The sequence below is a fragment of the Pseudomonas sp. HLG18 genome, assembly GCF_051903985.1.
Classification (GTDB): Bacteria; Pseudomonadota; Gammaproteobacteria; order Pseudomonadales; family Pseudomonadaceae; genus Aquipseudomonas; species Aquipseudomonas fluorescens_BT.
The window spans coordinates 1,680,332-1,697,510 of the sequence record NZ_CP195831.1; the positions used below are offsets into that span (position 1 = coordinate 1,680,332).

Consider the following 17,179-nt stretch of genomic DNA (forward strand, 5'->3'; position numbering starts at 1 on the left):
GGCAGACGAAACCGTTACGCGAATGAATGCGCAGGGGCACGGCATGGCGTTAAAACCGCCCGTTTCAGAGATCCACCGGCGGCCTGCACTGGAACTTGACCGGCATTACAGCCGGTCGGCCCTGTGGCTGACCTGGCTGCTGGGCGCCGCGATGTTTGCGACGGTGGTAGCGGTTGCTCTGCATTTTACCGATGTTGAATCCTTCAGCCGCTTGCTGACGCAGGCGGAGCCGCAATGGCTCATCGTTGCTTGCGTTCTGCAGGCCCTGACATACGTTGCCCAGGGCCAGGTGTTTCGCGTAGTGCTCAAGGCCGCAGGCCAGGACCTGTCCCTGTGGGTCGCGGGCAAGCTCAGCGTGATGAAGCTGTTTGTCGACCAGGCGCTGCCATCCTCCGGGATCAGCGGGGCGTTCGCTGTCGTGGCCTCGTTTGTTCGTCTGGGCTTTGTCAGGCCGGTGGTGCTGGCGTGTCTGGTACTGGACCTGTCGGGGTATTTTCTGGCCTATGCCTTGTCAGTGGGCCTGGCGTTGCCGGTCATCATTGTTCAGGGGCACGGCACGACGGCCGTGCTGACCACCTGCGTGATCTTCGTCGCATTCAGCCTGCTGCTGGCGATTGTCACTCCGGGTCTGGCGGGTAATGCACGACTGACGACACATGTGCCCGGCCAACGGTTGGCGATCGTTGCCAGAAGCCTTGCCTTGCTGACCGGCGCGGACCGGCGCCTGGTGCGCAACCACCTTCTGCTGTTGCGCATCACCTTGCTGGAACTGGCAATCATCCTTCTGGACAGCACAACCCTGTGGGTTCTGGTGCGCTCGCTGGGTGTTTCGGCACCGCCTCTGGGCCTGTTTGCAGGCTTCATGCTCGCCAGCGTCTTGCGCAGTATCGGCATCGTGCCGGGAGGCCTTGGGGCGTTCGAGGCGGCTGCCGTCGTCACCATGCACTGGGCCGGTATCGATGTAGCGGTGGCGCTTTCCGCGACCTTGCTGTTTCGCGGCCTGACGTTCTGGTTGCCGATGCTTCCCGGTCTTTGGCTGGCGCACCGGGAATGGCATTCCTCCGCCCACGGGCACGGCCCTGCGGCCAACACGGATTACTGGAGTCCGGCGGTCAGTCAATTGTTCAGTACCTTGCACAGTGGGCCGGCAGGATTGAGTCACGCTCAAGCCAGGGCACGACGGCGTCGAGCCCCCACCCCGATCAAGGATCGACCCCAAGGACTGGGCAGGCTGGTACTGGAGCAGATGCGCACGCCGTTGGTATTGATTCTGATCGCCGGCGCCGGTATTGCCGTGTGGGTGGGGGACTGGCTGGATGCGGCAATCGTCGGGTGCATTGTGCTGATCAGCGCGGTGCTCAGTGCCTGGTACGAGAATCGTGCCAGCCGGGCGGTTGAGCAGTTGCGCAGCAAGATTGCCTTGCGCGCGACCGTGCGGCGAGAAGGTCACTTGCTGGATGTGGCCGCCAGCGATGTGGTGCCCGGGGACATTCTGGTGCTCAGCGCCGGCAGCCTGATCGCGGCCGACGGTCGTATCCTGCAGGCACTCGATTGTTTCATCGGCGAGAGCCTGCTGACCGGCGAAACCTACCCGGTGGAGAAAGCACCGGGGGACTGCGCCCCGGAAGCCACCCTCGCGCAGCGTCACAACTGTGTGTTCATGGGCACCTCGGTGCGCAGCGGTTCGGCCGAAGTCCTGGTGACCCGCTACGGCCAGGACAGTGAGATCGGTCATATCGCCAGAACCCTGGCGTTACGCCCTCCGGAAACGGAGTTCGAGCGAGGCCTGCGGCACTTTGGCGGCCTGCTGCTGCGCGTGATGCTGGTGATCACCATCGTGGTGTTCGGCATCAACATCCTGCTGCATCGTCCACCCCTCGACACGCTGATGTTTGCGATTGCTCTGTCCATCGGACTGTCGCCGGAACTGTTGCCGGCGATCCTCAGTATCACCCTGGCCAAAGGTGCGCAGCGCATGGCCGGCAAGGGCGTGATCGTGCGTCACCTCAATGCCATTGAAAATCTCGGGACCATCGACATTCTGTGTACCGACAAGACCGGAACCCTGACCCGTGGGGTGGTGGTTCTGGACGCAGCGATGGATGTCGAAGGCATCGCGGCACCGAGCGTTCTGCAACTGGCAGTGCTCAACGCGAGCCTGCAGACCGGCATGCGCAATGCCATGGACGATGCCATCACCCTGGCGGGCAAAGACCTGGGGACGGACGACGGGGTGCGGAAAATCGATGAAATCCCTTATGACTTCGTGCGCAAGCGCCTGAGTGTGGTGGTCAGCCAGAAGTCGCCGGCTCCCCGCTTGATGATCACCAAGGGAGCGTTGGACAACGTGTTGCAAGTCTGTACCCATGTGCGGCGTGGGGGCCAGAGCCTGGCACTGGACAGCGCTGAACGGGCACTGATCGCGCAACGCTTCGGCGAGTGGAGCGAGCAGGGCTTCCGCGTCCTGGGACTTGCCACGCGTGAGCTGCCGGAACAGATGCACTATGGCCGCGAGGATGAGCGAGACATGAGCTTTCGCGGTTTCCTGTTGTTCTTTGATCCGCCGGAACCAGGAGTCACGGAAACCATCGCCACCCTCGACAGGCTCGGCGTGCAGGTGAAAATCATCAGCGGCGACAACCACCTGGTGGTGCGGCATGTCGGCCGGGCTGTCGGCCTGCCTGTGGAGCGCATCATGACCGGCGCCGAGCTGGCGGCGATGAAGGATGAGGCGCTGATGCACCTGGCAGCGCGCACGACCCTGTTCGCCGAAGTCGACCCCAATCAGAAGGAGCGCATCATCCGCGCCCTGCAGAAGACCGGTCATGTGGTCGGGTACATGGGCGACGGAATCAACGATGCCCCGGCGCTGCAAGTGGCGGACATCGGGATCTCCGTGGACAACGCTGCCGACGTGGCCAAGCAGGCCGCCGACTTCGTGCTGCTGGAACATGATCTGGACGTGCTGCGTGAGGGCATCGAAGAGGGGCGGCACACGTTTGCCAACACCTTGAAGTACATTTCCATCGTTTCCAGCGCCAATTTCGGCAACATGATCAGCATGGCCCTCGCGTCGCTGGCGCTGCCCTTTCTGCCGCTGCTCGCCAAGCAGATCCTGCTCAACAACTTCCTGTCGGACATTCCCTCCATGGGTATCGCCAGCGATAACGTTGACCGGGAATGGCAAAGTACCCCGCATCGCTGGGACATCAATCAGATCCGCAATTTCATGGTGGTCTTCGGGCTGGTGAGCTCGTTGTTCGACCTCATGACGTTCGCGGCTTTGTACCTGCTGTCACAGAGGGTGCCCGAGGTTTTTCGTAGCGGCTGGTTCGTGGAGTCGCTGCTGACCCAGCTGCTGACGATTTTCATTGTGCGCACCTACAAACCGTTCTATCGCAGTCGCCCGGCGACGCTACTGATGGTCAGTGCCTTGGCGGTGGGGCTGCTGGCCATCGGGCTTCCGTACAGTCCGATGGCCGCTTCGCTGGGGTTGGCGCCCTTGCCGTTGCCGATCCTGGCATCGGTGCTGGCGATCAGTCTGCTGTACACGATATGCGCCGAAGGCGCGAAGCGTGTGTTCTATCACCGCCAACGATCACCACAGCGCTGCGCGAGGGGCGGTGCGGTCATCGGTTGACCCCTGCAGATTGAAGCTCGTGAGCACCTTTGGGTGTGCATCTCGATCCGCCAGCGTTGACGTCATCGCCGTCAGCGAGTGGCACCGTGGCGCACGACCTCTACCGACTCGAAGGGCGGCACATTGCATTCGACACCGTCTGAAGCGGTAACTTGCAGGTTGTCGGTGTAGCGCTTGACCACGAGTCGCCTGCTGGTACAGGCACTTGACATAAATCAACGTCAAGGCCGCCTTCACGGTGGATTCTGAAATCCATACAGGTGCCTGGTCACCGGACAGCAAGCGGTTCGTTCAGGGTGGCGGGCAGCGACAAGCAAGCTTCGTGGAGTCCGATCATGAGCCAGTATCAACGATTATTGCTGATCATCAACCCGGCCCTGCGCCAGTCCAAAGCCCTGGATCATGCCGCCGCGCTGGCCAAGGCCAGTGGTGCCAGCCTGCACGTCGCCGCCTTGATCCCAACCTGGAAGCTCTTGTCGCTACTCGAAGAAGGCGATCGGGAAAAAGCACGCAAAGAGTACCTGCAAGACCAGCGCAACTGGCTCGAATACCACACCGGTCACCTGCGCAGCAGGGGGCTTGAAGTAACCGCCGAGGCGAAATGGGCCGATGACCTGCAGCAAGACATTCTCGATTATGTCGCGGAAATGCAGCCCGACCTGTTGATCAAGCAGGTGCAACGCGAGCCCGCGCTCAAGCGCGGTTTCTTTACCCCACTGGACTGGCGTCTGTTGCGTCATTGTCCGGTACCGGTGTACCTGCCTGGCGAAGGTGATCATCCTTTGCCGCGCAAGGTAGTGGCAGCGGTCGATGTGGCCGACACCCTGGAACAGGAGGACGGGCTCAATGAGCGAATCATCCAGCAGGCGTCCAGCTTGGCTATCCAGTGTCAGGCCGAGTTGCACCTGGTGTATGCCTGCGACGCATCTGCGCTGTTCCTGGGGGATATGGGCGGCGGGGGCCTGACCCTCCCGGATCTCTACAGTCAGTTGCGCCAAGGCCATGAAAAATCCTTCCTCGACCTGGCTGGTCGGTATGGCGTGCCGGCTGACCGCCGGCATTTCATCGAGGGGCATCCCGTGGCCGTGCTGCAAGCGTTCGCCGATGAGCGAGAGATGGACGTGATTGTGATGGGCAGAGTCGAGCGCCACGGCATGGACAAACTGTTGGGCAGCACCACCGAGCATGTCCTGTACCAGGTGACGTGCAGCATCCTGGCCGTTTAGCGCGGTCATGAATCGCCATTGTTCAGCTTCCTTCTTCAACTTCCCAGGAGGTTAACGTGATCCACAGTCCCTCACTGCAAACGACCTTGCCTAACCGCGCCGAAGCCGGTCGGCGCTTGGTCGAACCCTTGCTCAAATACGCTGACAGGCCTGAGGTAATCATCCTGGCCTTGCCCCGTGGCGGTGTCCCAGTGGCTTATGAAGTCGCCATCGCCCTGCGTGTGCGGCTGGACCTGATGCTGGTACGCAAGCTCGGCGTCCCTTCGCACCCCGAATACGCCATGGGCGCCATAGCCAGTGGCGGTGTACAAATCCTCAACGAAGATGCGCTGCGGGCGCACCCGATCGATCGAGCCGGTTTCGAGGCGGTGGTCGCCCGGGAAGCGCAGGAGCTGTCGCGACGTGAAAAAGCGTATCGGGGAACCCGCCCGCCACCGAAAGTAAAGGGCCAGGTGGTCATCCTGATCGACGACGGTCTTGCCACAGGTTCTTCGATGATGGCTGCGATCCAGGCGGTAAAGATGCAGGCGCCGGAGCGCGTCATCGTTGCGGTACCGGTTGCTCCTCGGGAAACAGTCGAGGATTTATCGATGCAAGTGGACGAAGTGATCTGTCCGCTCATTCCTGACTGGATGATGTCGATCGGCTACTGGTATCTGGATTTTCCCCAGACCTCGGACGAAGAAGTCATCGATCTCTTGCAACGCGCTTGGGAGCGAAAATTGCCGAGCGTTTCCTGCACGGAACATCGCGATGCCTGAAGCTGAATTTAGATGCCTGGATCTGCCTGGCGTTGAATTGTCCGCCGATTTGCGTTTGCCGGAGAACGCGCGCGCCCTGGTCATCTTCGTACACGGCAGCGGGAGTGGTCGATTGAGCCCGCGCAATCAATACGTGGCCGATGTATTAGCCCTTCGGGGCTTGGCCTCGCTGCTCTTCGACTTGCTGACGGAACCGGAGCAGCGCCTGGATAATCTTAGCGGGGTCCTGCGCTTCGATGTTTCCCTGCTGGCTAGACGGTTGATCGATGTGATCGATTGGGTCGGGCGGGACCGTGAGTTGTGTTCTTTGCTCATTGGTCTGTTCGGCGCCAGTACCGGTGCGGCGGCAGCAATGGTGGCTGCCGCCGAGCGGGCGTCGGTGGTAGGGGCAGTGGTCAGCCGGGGTGGGCGAACCGATCTGGCCGGGCCGGCCCTGGCCCGAGTGAAGGCGCCAACGTTGCAGATCGTTGGCGCACAAGACCCTATGACACTGGCCTTGAATCGCCGGAGCTCACAAATCCTGCGGTGTGAGCAACGGATGGAAGTCGTGGAGGGTGCCACGCATCTTTTTGAAGAGCCTGGCACGCTGGAAGAAGTCGCCAGGCTCGCCGGCGACTGGTTTGAGCAGCACCTGCGGACGACGTAGTGGGTCGTTCTTACTATCGCAGCAGATTGCCAACACTCAATTGCTCGCGATAGTCGTCAACCATAACGCTGGACATCGTTTCAGGTTCATCACACGCCAAACGGATAGGTTTCATCTTCTGCTTCCAGTCGCTGGTTTTTCGGCAGCGGCAGCGCGGTGATCGGCCTGGTTTGCTCGAACCAGATCATGGCATCGAATTGCTCCGCCAGCATTGACTCGAAGTAGTGACTGAAGCGTTCAGTCTGGGGACGGTAAATCACCCCGATGGCGCGTCCCAGCAAGACCGCGGACAGAGCACTGCGAAGCTCCTTTTGCTGCGGAGCACGCCAGTCCGTCAATGATGCTGCAACCCCGGCCTTGAGAAATTGATGTTCCCAGCTGTCTGGTCGAGAAGGGCGAATGTCCTTGATCAACATCTCGCCGTCCCAGTCATCGGCCGCTGCGACCTGACCACGGTCGGTAGCCATACCAATCAGGACCACATCACGTCCAAAGGCATTGCGGCACAGTTGGCCGATATTGAACTGCCCCTTCCAGCCCATTTCCGTGGCGGCGGCATTGCCGATATGGGAGTTGTGGGCCCAGACCACAGCCTTGGCCTGCGGACCCCGATGTTCCAGTACTGCGCGCAACGTATCGAACATGTGTCGGTCTCGCAGGTTCCAGGAGGCTGCCGAACCCCGATAGATCGCGCGGTAATATTGCTCGGCCGCTATCACTACGCGGGCATTCTGCGTCGCATTGAAGAATGTTTCGTTGTTTTGGACAAGCCCCGTCAGTTGGTCAGCCAGCATGGCACTGAGCTGCTCGATCACCGGTTGCTCACAGGGCATCACGCCGCCACGCTCGACGAAATGACCGTACAAAGAGGGATCATCCTGCCATGGGGTCAGACACCCATAGCGCCGACGCGCTTCTTGGGCCAATTTCGGGTCAATCCGATCCAGATAACTCAGTACCTCATGGATGGAGTTGCGCAAGCTGTAGACATCCAGGCCGCGAAACTCGACGCGATGTTCAGGGCTCTGCCGATGGTTGAATTGATGCAGCCAGTGGGCGAAGGCTTTTACTTCGCCGTTTCGCCACATCCAGGTGGGGAAACGGCTGAAAATGTGGCGTGTCCACGCCGTGTGCGCCAGACCTCGGACATACTGATCTACATGGCCGGCGTCCGGCCAGTCGGCTTCCACTGCGACGATATTAAAACCGTGTCGCTCGATCAGGCTTTGGGTTATGACTGCCCGGGCTCGATAGAAGTCGGCGGTTCCATGGCTTGCTTCGCCAATCATCACCACCCTCGCGTCAGCGTAGCGATCAAACAGGTCCCCGAAAGCGGGGGAGTCCAGGTCTGGTAGCGGCTCGGCGTATTGACGCAACACTGGCGGTATGTGCGATGTGTCATGGAAGTGTCGCTGGCCGATTAATTTGTCCAGCAATGTGTGCGTATGAGAGTTCATGAGTGTCGTCCTCCGAATGGCGAGCAACTGGTGGCGGCAAGGCGCTCGGGTCATACCAGAAGTTGATGCGTCGGCTTGAAACTTTGCACAGGCGTTACAGGTACAGGCGATGAATGACCTTATGGGGGTCGAAAGGATCGTCGTGGGTTTCAAAACCCAGACATCTGGCCAACTCACGAAAGGGCGCGTTGCTGGAGGTGCTAACTGAGTACAAGTGGTGGACGCCATTGCTGCGGGCAGCGTCGATCAAGTACTCCAGCAATAACGTTCCCAGACCGAGGCGTTTCCAGCCAGATGCGATGGTCACGGCGCATTCGCACTGGTATTTGCCCGTCGCGGCATAGCGACTGGCGCCGATTTCGATCAAGCGGCCATTCTCGTGGGCCAGCGCGATGCAGGCTTGGGTCTGGTGGGGGGCATGCTGCTGCCTGAGTAAAAGCGCATGCCGGGATTCGGGCGCCGAATGCCGGACCAGAGCGTATTCACGAACTTGATCTGCTTGCGTGACATATCTGATTAACACCGGGCGGCCGTTGCTGAGAATATCAATCCAGGAATTTTCAGGGGCGTTCACCGTTCAGCCTCCATCGGGCGGTCACTTGACGCGAAGAAATCCCAAACGCTCAAGTTCTTTCTTGCGCTGTTGGCCGTCACCGGACTTGATCTGCATATGGACTTAAAAAAACAGGTCCACGTAGATGCCAATTTCCTCATTCATGTTGCCCGGCAGCATCAGCATGTCGTGATCACACACGATTCCCCGATGGAGGCGGCGTAGCATGGACAGCCCCGGATATTCAGGGAATTTCCGGGGCCATGATTCAGGCTATCAATAGTTGGTCTTCCACTTTGCTGACGCCCGGCACCGACCACGCTGCTCGTTCGGCGATTTCACGCTCACGCCAGAAGTGCACTTTGCCTTCGAGTTTTACAACACTGCCATCGACCTTGATCCGTATGCCCTTGGCATCAACTTCGGCATTGCGCTTGAGGGCTTCTTCGATACTTTGTTGGATATCGACGACCTTCACTCTCGGGCGCAGGGTGATTCGGTTATCCACCCCGACAACGCCTGACAATTTGCGCACCGCACTTTCAGCGACTTCTTTCTGATACTGCCAGTCCACCTGGCCTTCCAGGGTTACCCAGCCTTTTTGCACGACGACCTTGATGTCGCCGGCGGGTGTGTCGGAACGCCACGAGATGATATTGACGGCACGGTTTGCGATGGTGTCATCGTCCGTACCTGCACCCTTATCCAGGCGAACCTGTATTTCTTCAGCCACGGCACGTACTCCTTTGATCGCCTTGACCGCGCGCTCGGCGCTGATTTTTTGAGCGTAGCTTTTCACGTGGCCGGACAGTGTGACGATGCCATTTTCCACGCTGACGCCAATGTGGGCGGCATCGATGTCGGGTTGAAAGTCAAGCTCGTCCAAAATGGTATTGCGCAGGGTGATGTCGCTCATGATCTTGTCCTCTTTCAGGTGACTGAAATGCATGGGCCGGCAAAGCCCATGTCTTTTTTCTACGCTGGAGCGATAGAAAGACTTTGAGCTAAATCAAAAAGACCACAACTCCCGGGTGCAGAGCTCCGGTAACAGGCGGGGCTACATTCGGTTCAGAGGCGTGAAGAGCAATGTTCAGTAAATGGCTGGATCCCATACTTTTGCTGCTTACAACGCTGGCGTTGCTGGCTGGTGTCGTTGCACATCGTGCGCAAGAGAATGATTGGGCATCGTATTGCTGGGCCGCAGGCAGCCTGACGATGGCATTGGTTCTGCTCGTCGAGATTGCCGGGCGATTGGCCCGACGTGAGGCAGGAGTGGATTTGATCGCACTGTTGTCGATCAGCGCCGCCCTGTTTTTCGAGCAGGCTTTGGTCGCAGCAGTGATCGCTCTGATGCTGGCGACCGGTCGCACGCTGGAATTCTTTACCCGTCAACGAGCCGAGCGTGAACTGCGTGCGCTTATCGATCGGGCACCGCGTTTTGCCTGGTTGCAGGAGAAGGGGGGCTTACGCCAGATTCCCGTTGAACAGATTCATCCAGATCAGACATTGCTGGTACGGCTAGGAGAGGTTGTACCGGTCGATGGTCGCTTGCTCAGCCCGACAGCGATTCTGGACGAGTCGGCACTCAGCGGTGAATCCTTGCCCGTGACCCGAAGAGAAGGTGAGCAGTTGCCCAGCGGAGTCTCCAACGTTGGCGCCCCCATTCTGCTGGTCGCTACGCGAACGGTTGCGCAAAGCACCTACGCTGCCATCGTGCGGCTGGCCGAGGCGGCGCGCCGTTCACGCGCTCCTTTTGTGCGCTTGGCTGACCGCTATGCACTGTTTTTTATCCCGTTGACTTTGTTGGTGGCGGCGCTGGCGTGGCATCTGAGCGGCGACCCCTTGCGAGCGTTGGCGGTGCTGGTGGTGGCCACGCCTTGTCCTCTGATTCTGGCAGTGCCCATTTCGATCATGTCGGGTATATCCCGAGCCGCGCGGCGCGGAATATTGATCAAGGATGGCGCCACCCTGGAAGCGCTGGCCGGGATCAAACAAGTGTTTTTCGACAAAACCGGCACGCTGACCAGTGGACACGCGCGCCTGCAGTCGATCGAAGTCAATGGACTGGCCGATCCGCAGCAATTGCTTGGCCTGGCGGCCTCGCTCGCACAGGCTTCGACGCATCCCATCTCTCAGGCCATTGTCGAGGCAGCGCAACAGCGCAGGGTGTCCCTCAGCCTGCCAACCGAGGTGCAGGAGAGTCCGGGCGAGGGGCTTTGCGGGCTCATCGACGGTAAGCAGGTGCGATTGGGCACACTGTCTTTTGCTCATCAGGACGCTTACGAAACCGATTGGGCTGTCGCCATGCTTCGCCACATGGATTATCTGGCCTGTAGCGGAAGCTTTATCGAAGTGGATGGGAAACTGGCGGGCCTTTTGGTCCTCGCTGACACTGTTCGGCGCGAAACTCCACAAACGCTGCGCCGGTTACGCTGCAAAGGGATCGAGAGAATCGTCATGCTCACCGGTGATCGCCCGGAAACTGCCGAGATGATCGCAATGTCTGCCGGAATCGACGAGCTGCGCGCGGGTTTGACACCCGAGGATAAGGTGCGGGCTGTGCAGGAGGGCTGTTTGCGCAGCCCCACGCTGATGGTCGGTGACGGCATCAATGATGCGCCCGCATTGGCGGCGGCTAACGTTGGTGTGGCAATGGGGGCCAGCGGTGCAACCGCTTCGGCACAAGCCGCGGACGTCGTTCTGCTGGTCGATCGCCTGGATCGTCTGGTCGAGGCCCTGGACATCGCTCAGCGAACCCGTCATATCGCTGTCGTCGGTGTGCTGGCCGGCATGGGCCTATCGTTGCTGGCCATGGTCGCGGCGGCGCTCGGCTTTCTTGCGCCACTCATCGGCGCTGTGGTGCAGGAGGGCATTGATGTGCTGATTATCCTCAATGCGTTGCGGGCATTGGGGCCACTGTGGGGGCGTCGAAAGGGCATGCTGACTGCAGAGCATATTGATCGGCTGCAGGATGAACACCGGCAACTGTCCAGCGTGCTGAGTGACCTGCACCACCTGGCCGCTGACTTCGCCCGGCGCCCGGTTGTACAGGCACGAACCGAACTGCAGGAGCTGGTCGACAGGTTACAAACCTCATTGGCGCACCACGAGCATGATGATGAACAGCTGCTTTACCCGCTTTTAACGCAACGGTTGCCAGGCGAGGACCCGATGTCAGCCATGAGTCACGCCCACCGAGAGATCTTCCGCCTGATCCATTTGCTGGCGCGCATGAGTCGTGATTTCAATGCCGAATCGGCCAGGGCCGATGCCGACGAAATTCAGCATCAATTGATCAGGCTCGATACCCTGGTGCGCCTGCACTTTGACCAAGAGGAGGAGCTGTTCCGTTTCCTTGACGCACGCTGAACGAACGTTGTGCATACCGGCTGAGCGCCTGACTCCGGCCAATTCAGAGGTGATAGCGCGATTGGACGATGCGCCTGATCTGATCCATCGCCTTTTTGGGGGCCATGCTTTTGTCCATTTCGATAAGGCGGGTCTTATTGGCAAGTACATCGTCCCGGATCACTTTGCGAAACCAATTGGAGAAATCCCCGGCATCGAGATGCTCGCGAAGGGCGGGTTCTTCAATTTGCGTTAAACAGGATAAAAACTCAGTCAGGTTGGCGGCACTCCGGCCAAGCGCAGGAAAGTAGAATGATCGCCATGTACCGACGTCTCCCGCAACGTACTTGCCGCTGTGACGATGGTGCTTTTGATGCGGCTGCATCTGTTCGATCAGGTATACCTCGTCGTCTCCGTGCAAACTCCAGAGACAGGCATGCTCCAGACCTGGCGTTCGCTCTGGAAACCGAGGGGAAGTTCGCTGCATGCGCTTGGCGAATTGTTCGACCAGTTCCCGAGCAGTGCTGCCAAGCGTCACCAGCACGTCGACCCCATCAAGTAGCTCCGGGCAGACCTGGTCGAAGTCGAGGGCTACGATGATTGCACCGATGTCCTTGAGAAAGCCGGGCGGCCAACTTGAACAGTGGGGAAGCATGTAATGCGCTTCGTCGACGATCAACCAGTAGGGGCGACCTGAAGTGCTGCGCAAATGCTGAAGAAAAGGCAGCAGGTCGCCAAACAACTGCACGCGCGCCGAGAGATCCAGGGCAAGGGCATTGACCACCACATTGAGCTGCGCCTGCAAAAGATAGTGCACGGAATCTTCTGTCGTCGGGGGCGCAGTGAGGCCGCCGATGGTCACCGCGTCTTCCAGCGTGAGGTAGTCGCCCTCTGGATCGATGATGCAGAATCCCTGATGAGCCTGGACCATTCTTTCTGTCAGCCAAGTGATGTAACTGGATTTTCCGGCCCCGGAATTGCCAATAACCAACATCACCGATTCTGGAGGCAGCCATAACGGGTGCCCATCGGTGGACTGCCCCAACTGAACCCCGATGCGTTCGACGCCAACCAGTGCGGCATCTTTTTCCAGAAGCATCTCGACCAGCTCGCACACCCCTTGACCATGGTCACGCGTCAGGCATAGGTCAGCGCTGGATTTTATGGAGGCTATGGCATTGCTGACCGCTGCGGCACAGCCGCAGATCGACAGAAAGGAGTGGTCGTTTTCCGCATCGCCCACTCCGACCACGTTCAATTCGCATATGCCTAAATCTCGTAACGCTGCAACAAGGCCGGACGCTTTGTTCACGCCAGGCGGCAGGATCATGATGGCGTCCTTGTTGAAGGTTATCTGCAGTTCAAGACCCAACTCGTGAATGCTACTGATCACTTCATTTTCGAATGGCTGCCAAGTAGCGATGACCGACTGTCCGATCGACAACGGTGACACCCCTTTGGCGCGCAGGTGACCAACCAGCTCGGTTGAGGCGGGATCTGCAATAAGCTCCTCGGTATCAGTACTCGGGTCGTACAAGAGCGCGCCATTTTCCGCAACCACCCTGTCAAAAAGATCCAGATGCGGAAAATGATGCTTGAGCGCTTGCAATTCCCGGCCTGAAATCAGCAATAACTTGCGACCGCTTTTTTTCACCTCGCTGAGCGATGCGCAGACTTGAGCAGGAACGCTACCGTTTTCGGCAATGGTCCCGTCGTAGTCTACTGCCAAGGCAAGGAAGTGCATGCTCGATCCCCATCAGACTCAATTGAGTGCAAAGGAAGACAACTGGAACAGACTATCGACCGACTCCTCGACTGTATTGAGAGGCAACTTATTGGGGCCAACATTGATTTTTATCAATTTTAAGTCGAGCGTTTGCTGATTGACGTCGGGCCCCATACGCGTGCAACCACAGTTGTTCAACAGCGTTGCTTTGATTGATCAAAAGCACATGTTTCTTTTGTTATTAATAACCCGAAGTGCTTAAGCCTGCAGATTACTGAACATGAGTAAGCTGCATGCAGCAGGTTGATCTAAATCAATGGGCAGCCTGTCATCGGTTCCATGCTCTGGTCACATGCGGAGATTGGCGCCGGGTCATGAATACCAACAAACCAATAGGGATTCACGCGGTGCAAGACTGGCGGCGGAGCAGGGGAGCAACAGCAGGAAATCTGCGCCAACCGGGCAAAGGGCATTGGAAACGTGACGCAACCCACCTGTTGATAATCTTGCTGCTGTTGCCGGTTGGATACTTCACTGCGTATCACTTTGCTGCCCATACGTTGAGGGAGTTGGTAAACTTTTGTACCGCGCGTTTTGAAGTAGATTTCGAACAGGCCGAAGTAGAGCCTCCGCTCGAAGTTCTATCGCGATCCTTGTGCGAATGTCAGGCAAAAGCGCTGCTCAAAAAAAACGGAGTTGTGCGACTTGCCTTGGTCGACAGCCACTTACTGGCTCCGCAGTCACTTGAGCCCGTAACAAAGCAAGATGCAGAAGCCTGCATCAATGCTCTGTGGAAGCATGATGCTGAATGGGCCAGGCGCTTGCCCGTTGAATGAAAGGCTGCAGTTCTTTAATCATTGAAAGGCAGGCAGCCCCCAACGCCAATTTACAAACGTTTGCACCATGAAAACCGCCTGGCCTCAACCGGTTATCCGGCCGTCCGACCGTTCATTGGGCGTATCTGATCTACATCAAGGAACGGACATCGGGATCAGCAAAGCTGTCGACATCGATAGCCACAGCAGCAGGATTTTCCATGCCTCGGCCGGACAGAACCTCATGCGAACCATTGGCAACCCTGCCGTCTTCATCGCTCGGCCAGGGCTCTGTGAATGAACAGATTGCCAGGGTTTTCGACGATATTGCCGATTTGCTGGAGTTGGACGATGCCAACCCTTTCCGGATCAGGGCCTATCGTAATGCTTCGCGAACGCTGAGGGCGTTGACAATCGATCTGGCGAAGATCATCGCGCGTGGTGAGCCGTTGCCAAAACTGGCTGGGATCGGTGTCGACCTGGCGGGCAAGATCAACGAAATCGTTACCACTGGCGATTGTGCGTTGCTTTCACGGTTGCAGAGTACTTCGCCGAAAGGACTGGCCCAGTTGCTATCTATTGCCGGTTTGGGACCGAAGCGGGTCAGGCACCTCTATCACGATCTTGGCATCGAAACCGTACAACAGTTATGCCTGGCCGCTGAAAGTGGGCGCATTCGCCATCTTCCAGGCTTCGGTGAAAAGTTGGAGGCCCGGTTATTGAGTGCAGCGCAGAAAGGAATCGGCAAAGATCGCCGTGTTCCGCTCGCACATGTCGAGCCATTGGCAGAACGGTTGGCGCGCTATTTGAAGCAGATCTCGGGTGTCGAACAAGCGACCGTGGCCGGAAGCCTGCGACGCATGAGGGACACCGTCGGCGATATAGATATTCTTGTTGCTGCTCGCGTTGATGTCTGCCAGCAATTCATCAAACACCCGGATGTTGCCACTGTGCTGGTTCAGGGACAGACACGTACCAGCGTTGTTCTGGGTTCAGGCATGCAAGTCGATTTACGGGTCGTTGACCCGGCTGTGTATGGGGCGGCCCTGGTGTACTTCACTGGCAGCAAGGCGCATAACATCGCTATTCGCCAAAGAGCACAGAACAAGGGGCTCAAACTCAGTGAGTATGGAGTATTCAAAGGTGGTCAACGGTTAGCCAGTAGCACTGAAACCGATGTTTATCGGGCGCTGGATCTGCCCTGGATAGTGCCTGAGCTTCGCGAAAATCGCGGTGAAGTCGAAGCGGCGCTTTCCAATCGCTTGCCCAGACTGATCGAGTCATGCGATCTCAAAGGTGACTTGCATGCCCATACCTGTGAATCAGATGGCGTCAACAGCCTGGAAGATATGGCGCTCGCCGCGCAGGCAGCGGGGTTGCAATATTTGGCAATCACCGATCATTCCCAGTCCCTCAGGGTAGCCCATGGTCTGGACGGGGACCGGTTACTGAAGCAGATGGACCAGATCGATGCGCTCAATGATCGATTGCAGGGCATAACCTTGCTCAAGGGCGTCGAGGTCGACATCCTCGAAGACGGTAGCCTGGATTTGTCGGACGATATTCTGGGGCGCCTTGATCTGGTGGTGGGTGCTGTCCACAGCCATTTCAATCTGACTCGGCGCCAGCAAACCCGCCGCTTGCTCAGAGCGATAAACCATCGTCATTTCACGATTCTGGCGCACCCGCTGTGTCGGTTGATCAATGAGCGCGCCCCCATAAACCTGGACCTCTCAGCCATCATCAAGGCCGCCGCTGAACGAGGTTGCTGTCTGGAACTCAATTCGCAACCGCAACGCATGGACCTGTCCGATCTGCAATGCCAATACGTCAAGGATCAGGGGGTACTGGTCAGCATCAATTCGGATGCGCATCAAGCAGCTGATTTCTCCCACTTGCGTTTCGGGGTCGCACAGGCACGTCGAGCCTGGCTGGAATCCCACAACGTTTTAAACACAAGGTCACTTCCAGCGCTCAAGTCGTTTTTGCACGGGGGCGGGGGCGGGCACACAGAAAGGGATCAAAGCTTATGTCAGCTGTAGACGACATCGTCGCGCAGGTACTGACCTTGCAAGTAAGGATCTATCAGGCCATGGCACGACTGGAGGCGCGAACCGATCATGAGGCGTTGCATGATCTGCGTATTGCTGTGCGACGTATCAGAAGCTTGATGCGTCCATTTCGCGCCATTCCAGAAGTGCTGTGTTTGATCGATGCTGCAAAACAGGTTGGAGCGTTGACCACGCCAGTACGTGATCTGGAAGTAATGATTGAGGAACTAAAAAACCGTGGTTTTCACTCGCAAGCGAATTTGAGAGAAGCAAGGTTGAAATCTCACTACTCCACGATTATTCGAAGCACCGCCGTTGCGAATTTATTGAACCAGCTGGATTGCTGGCCCTCTGCATTTCGTAGCGTGGAGATAGACAAGGGGTCGAAGTATTTGACCACCCGAATCAGGAGAACCCTTAACCGGCAATTGAAACGCTTGCTCGCTGCGTTAGAGGATGCAGAGTTTGATCGCCATCAGCTCAGGGCGATGGTCAAGCGCGTTCGTTATCTGACCGAGTCCTTTCCGCAGTTTTCTCCTTTGTCCTGCGAAGCCGCCGGAGCGCTTAAGTCATTACAGTTCGCCTTAGGCGAGTGGCACGATCAATATCAATGGTGCCAACAAGCGCTCGTTGAAGTTGATTTGCGCCCCTTGCACAAGACCTGGCTCAAAGGCTCATCACGCGCGCTTGAAGCCGCTGAGGCTCAGCTGGCTGCATTCGCTGATTTGTTTCGAGATGGATCGCAACGTTTGAATAAATGAGTGGCAGACACCTCTCGGCACGCGGCCTGAGTGTTCTATTGCGCGTGTTCGCCGAGGGTGACGTTTGATTTATATCAAGTCCCGAGAGCTTCAGCCTTTCAGAATCTGGGAACTGGCGATGACTGCCAGCTGCGGTCATCGTCAGTCCCAGGCGTTCGCCCCCCGACTGAAGTCCGCTGAAAACAATGCCGCGAC

The 17,179-nt window shown here is 58.1% G+C and carries 12 protein-coding genes; 8 read left to right on the forward strand and 4 right to left on the reverse strand.

Annotated features, from left to right (window positions below):
* The first annotated feature begins 43 nt into the window (after positions 1-43).
* From mgtA to ACSPX5_RS07690, 4 genes are all read left to right on the forward strand, one after another.
* A complete protein-coding gene (gene mgtA / locus ACSPX5_RS07675) occupies positions 44-3,640 on the forward strand; it encodes a magnesium-translocating P-type ATPase (RefSeq protein WP_439821339.1) in 3,597 nt (1,198 codons plus the stop codon).
* A gap of 335 nt (positions 3,641-3,975) precedes the next feature.
* The gene (locus ACSPX5_RS07680; RefSeq protein WP_323161448.1) at positions 3,976-4,866 is read left to right on the forward strand and encodes a universal stress protein; all 891 of its coding nucleotides are present in this window, start codon (positions 3,976-3,978) and stop codon (positions 4,864-4,866) included.
* 56 nt (positions 4,867-4,922) lie between these two features.
* On the forward strand, positions 4,923-5,627 hold the full coding sequence (locus ACSPX5_RS07685) for a phosphoribosyltransferase (RefSeq protein WP_439821340.1): 705 nt from the start codon (positions 4,923-4,925) through the stop codon (positions 5,625-5,627).
* Positions 5,620-6,273: a dienelactone hydrolase family protein gene (locus ACSPX5_RS07690; protein WP_169430141.1), complete on the forward strand. Its 654-nt coding sequence runs from the start codon at positions 5,620-5,622 to the stop codon at positions 6,271-6,273. Before ACSPX5_RS07685 ends, ACSPX5_RS07690 begins: the two co-directional genes overlap by 8 nt.
* An 89-nt stretch (positions 6,274-6,362) precedes the next feature.
* Here the strand turns inward: ACSPX5_RS07690 and ACSPX5_RS07695 are convergent, their stop codons facing one another.
* From ACSPX5_RS07695 to ACSPX5_RS07705, 3 genes are all read right to left on the reverse strand, one after another.
* Entirely contained in the window at positions 6,363-7,730 is a 1,368-nt protein-coding gene (locus ACSPX5_RS07695; RefSeq protein ID WP_439821341.1) for an erythromycin esterase family protein, read from the reverse strand.
* A 94-nt stretch (positions 7,731-7,824) separates the two neighbouring features.
* Positions 7,825-8,304, reverse strand: coding sequence for a GNAT family N-acetyltransferase (locus tag ACSPX5_RS07700; protein WP_439821342.1), 480 nt, complete (start codon positions 8,302-8,304; stop codon positions 7,825-7,827).
* A 247-nt stretch (positions 8,305-8,551) separates the two neighbouring features.
* A complete protein-coding gene (locus tag ACSPX5_RS07705) occupies positions 8,552-9,199 on the reverse strand; it encodes a BON domain-containing protein (protein WP_085696450.1) in 648 nt (215 codons plus the stop codon).
* Positions 9,200-9,369: 170 nt separating this feature from the next.
* Here ACSPX5_RS07705 and ACSPX5_RS07710 point away from each other — a divergent pair, with 170 nt between their 5' ends.
* Complete coding sequence (locus tag ACSPX5_RS07710; protein WP_439821343.1) at positions 9,370-11,652, forward strand: heavy metal translocating P-type ATPase; 2,283 nt, start codon at positions 9,370-9,372, stop codon at positions 11,650-11,652.
* 43 nt (positions 11,653-11,695) lie between these two features.
* Here ACSPX5_RS07710 and ACSPX5_RS07715 read toward each other — a convergent pair whose 3' ends face one another.
* On the reverse strand, positions 11,696-13,375 hold the full coding sequence (locus ACSPX5_RS07715; protein WP_439821344.1) for an HAD-IIB family hydrolase: 1,680 nt from the start codon (positions 13,373-13,375) through the stop codon (positions 11,696-11,698).
* Between the two features lie 356 nt (positions 13,376-13,731).
* Between ACSPX5_RS07715 and ACSPX5_RS07720 the strand changes: the two genes are divergently transcribed.
* The 3 genes from ACSPX5_RS07720 (at position 13,732) to ACSPX5_RS07730 (ending at position 16,984) form a co-directional block, all read left to right on the forward strand.
* Positions 13,732-14,193, forward strand: a complete 462-nt coding sequence (locus ACSPX5_RS07720) for a hypothetical protein (protein WP_439821345.1) — start codon at positions 13,732-13,734, stop codon at positions 14,191-14,193.
* Positions 14,194-14,393: 200 nt separating this feature from the next.
* Entirely contained in the window at positions 14,394-16,214 is a 1,821-nt protein-coding gene (gene polX, locus ACSPX5_RS07725; RefSeq protein ID WP_439821346.1) for a DNA polymerase/3'-5' exonuclease PolX, read from the forward strand.
* Complete coding sequence (locus ACSPX5_RS07730) at positions 16,202-16,984, forward strand: CHAD domain-containing protein (RefSeq protein ID WP_169430148.1); 783 nt, start codon at positions 16,202-16,204, stop codon at positions 16,982-16,984. Before polX ends, ACSPX5_RS07730 begins: the two co-directional genes overlap by 13 nt.
* Positions 16,985-17,179: the final 195 nt, after the last annotated feature.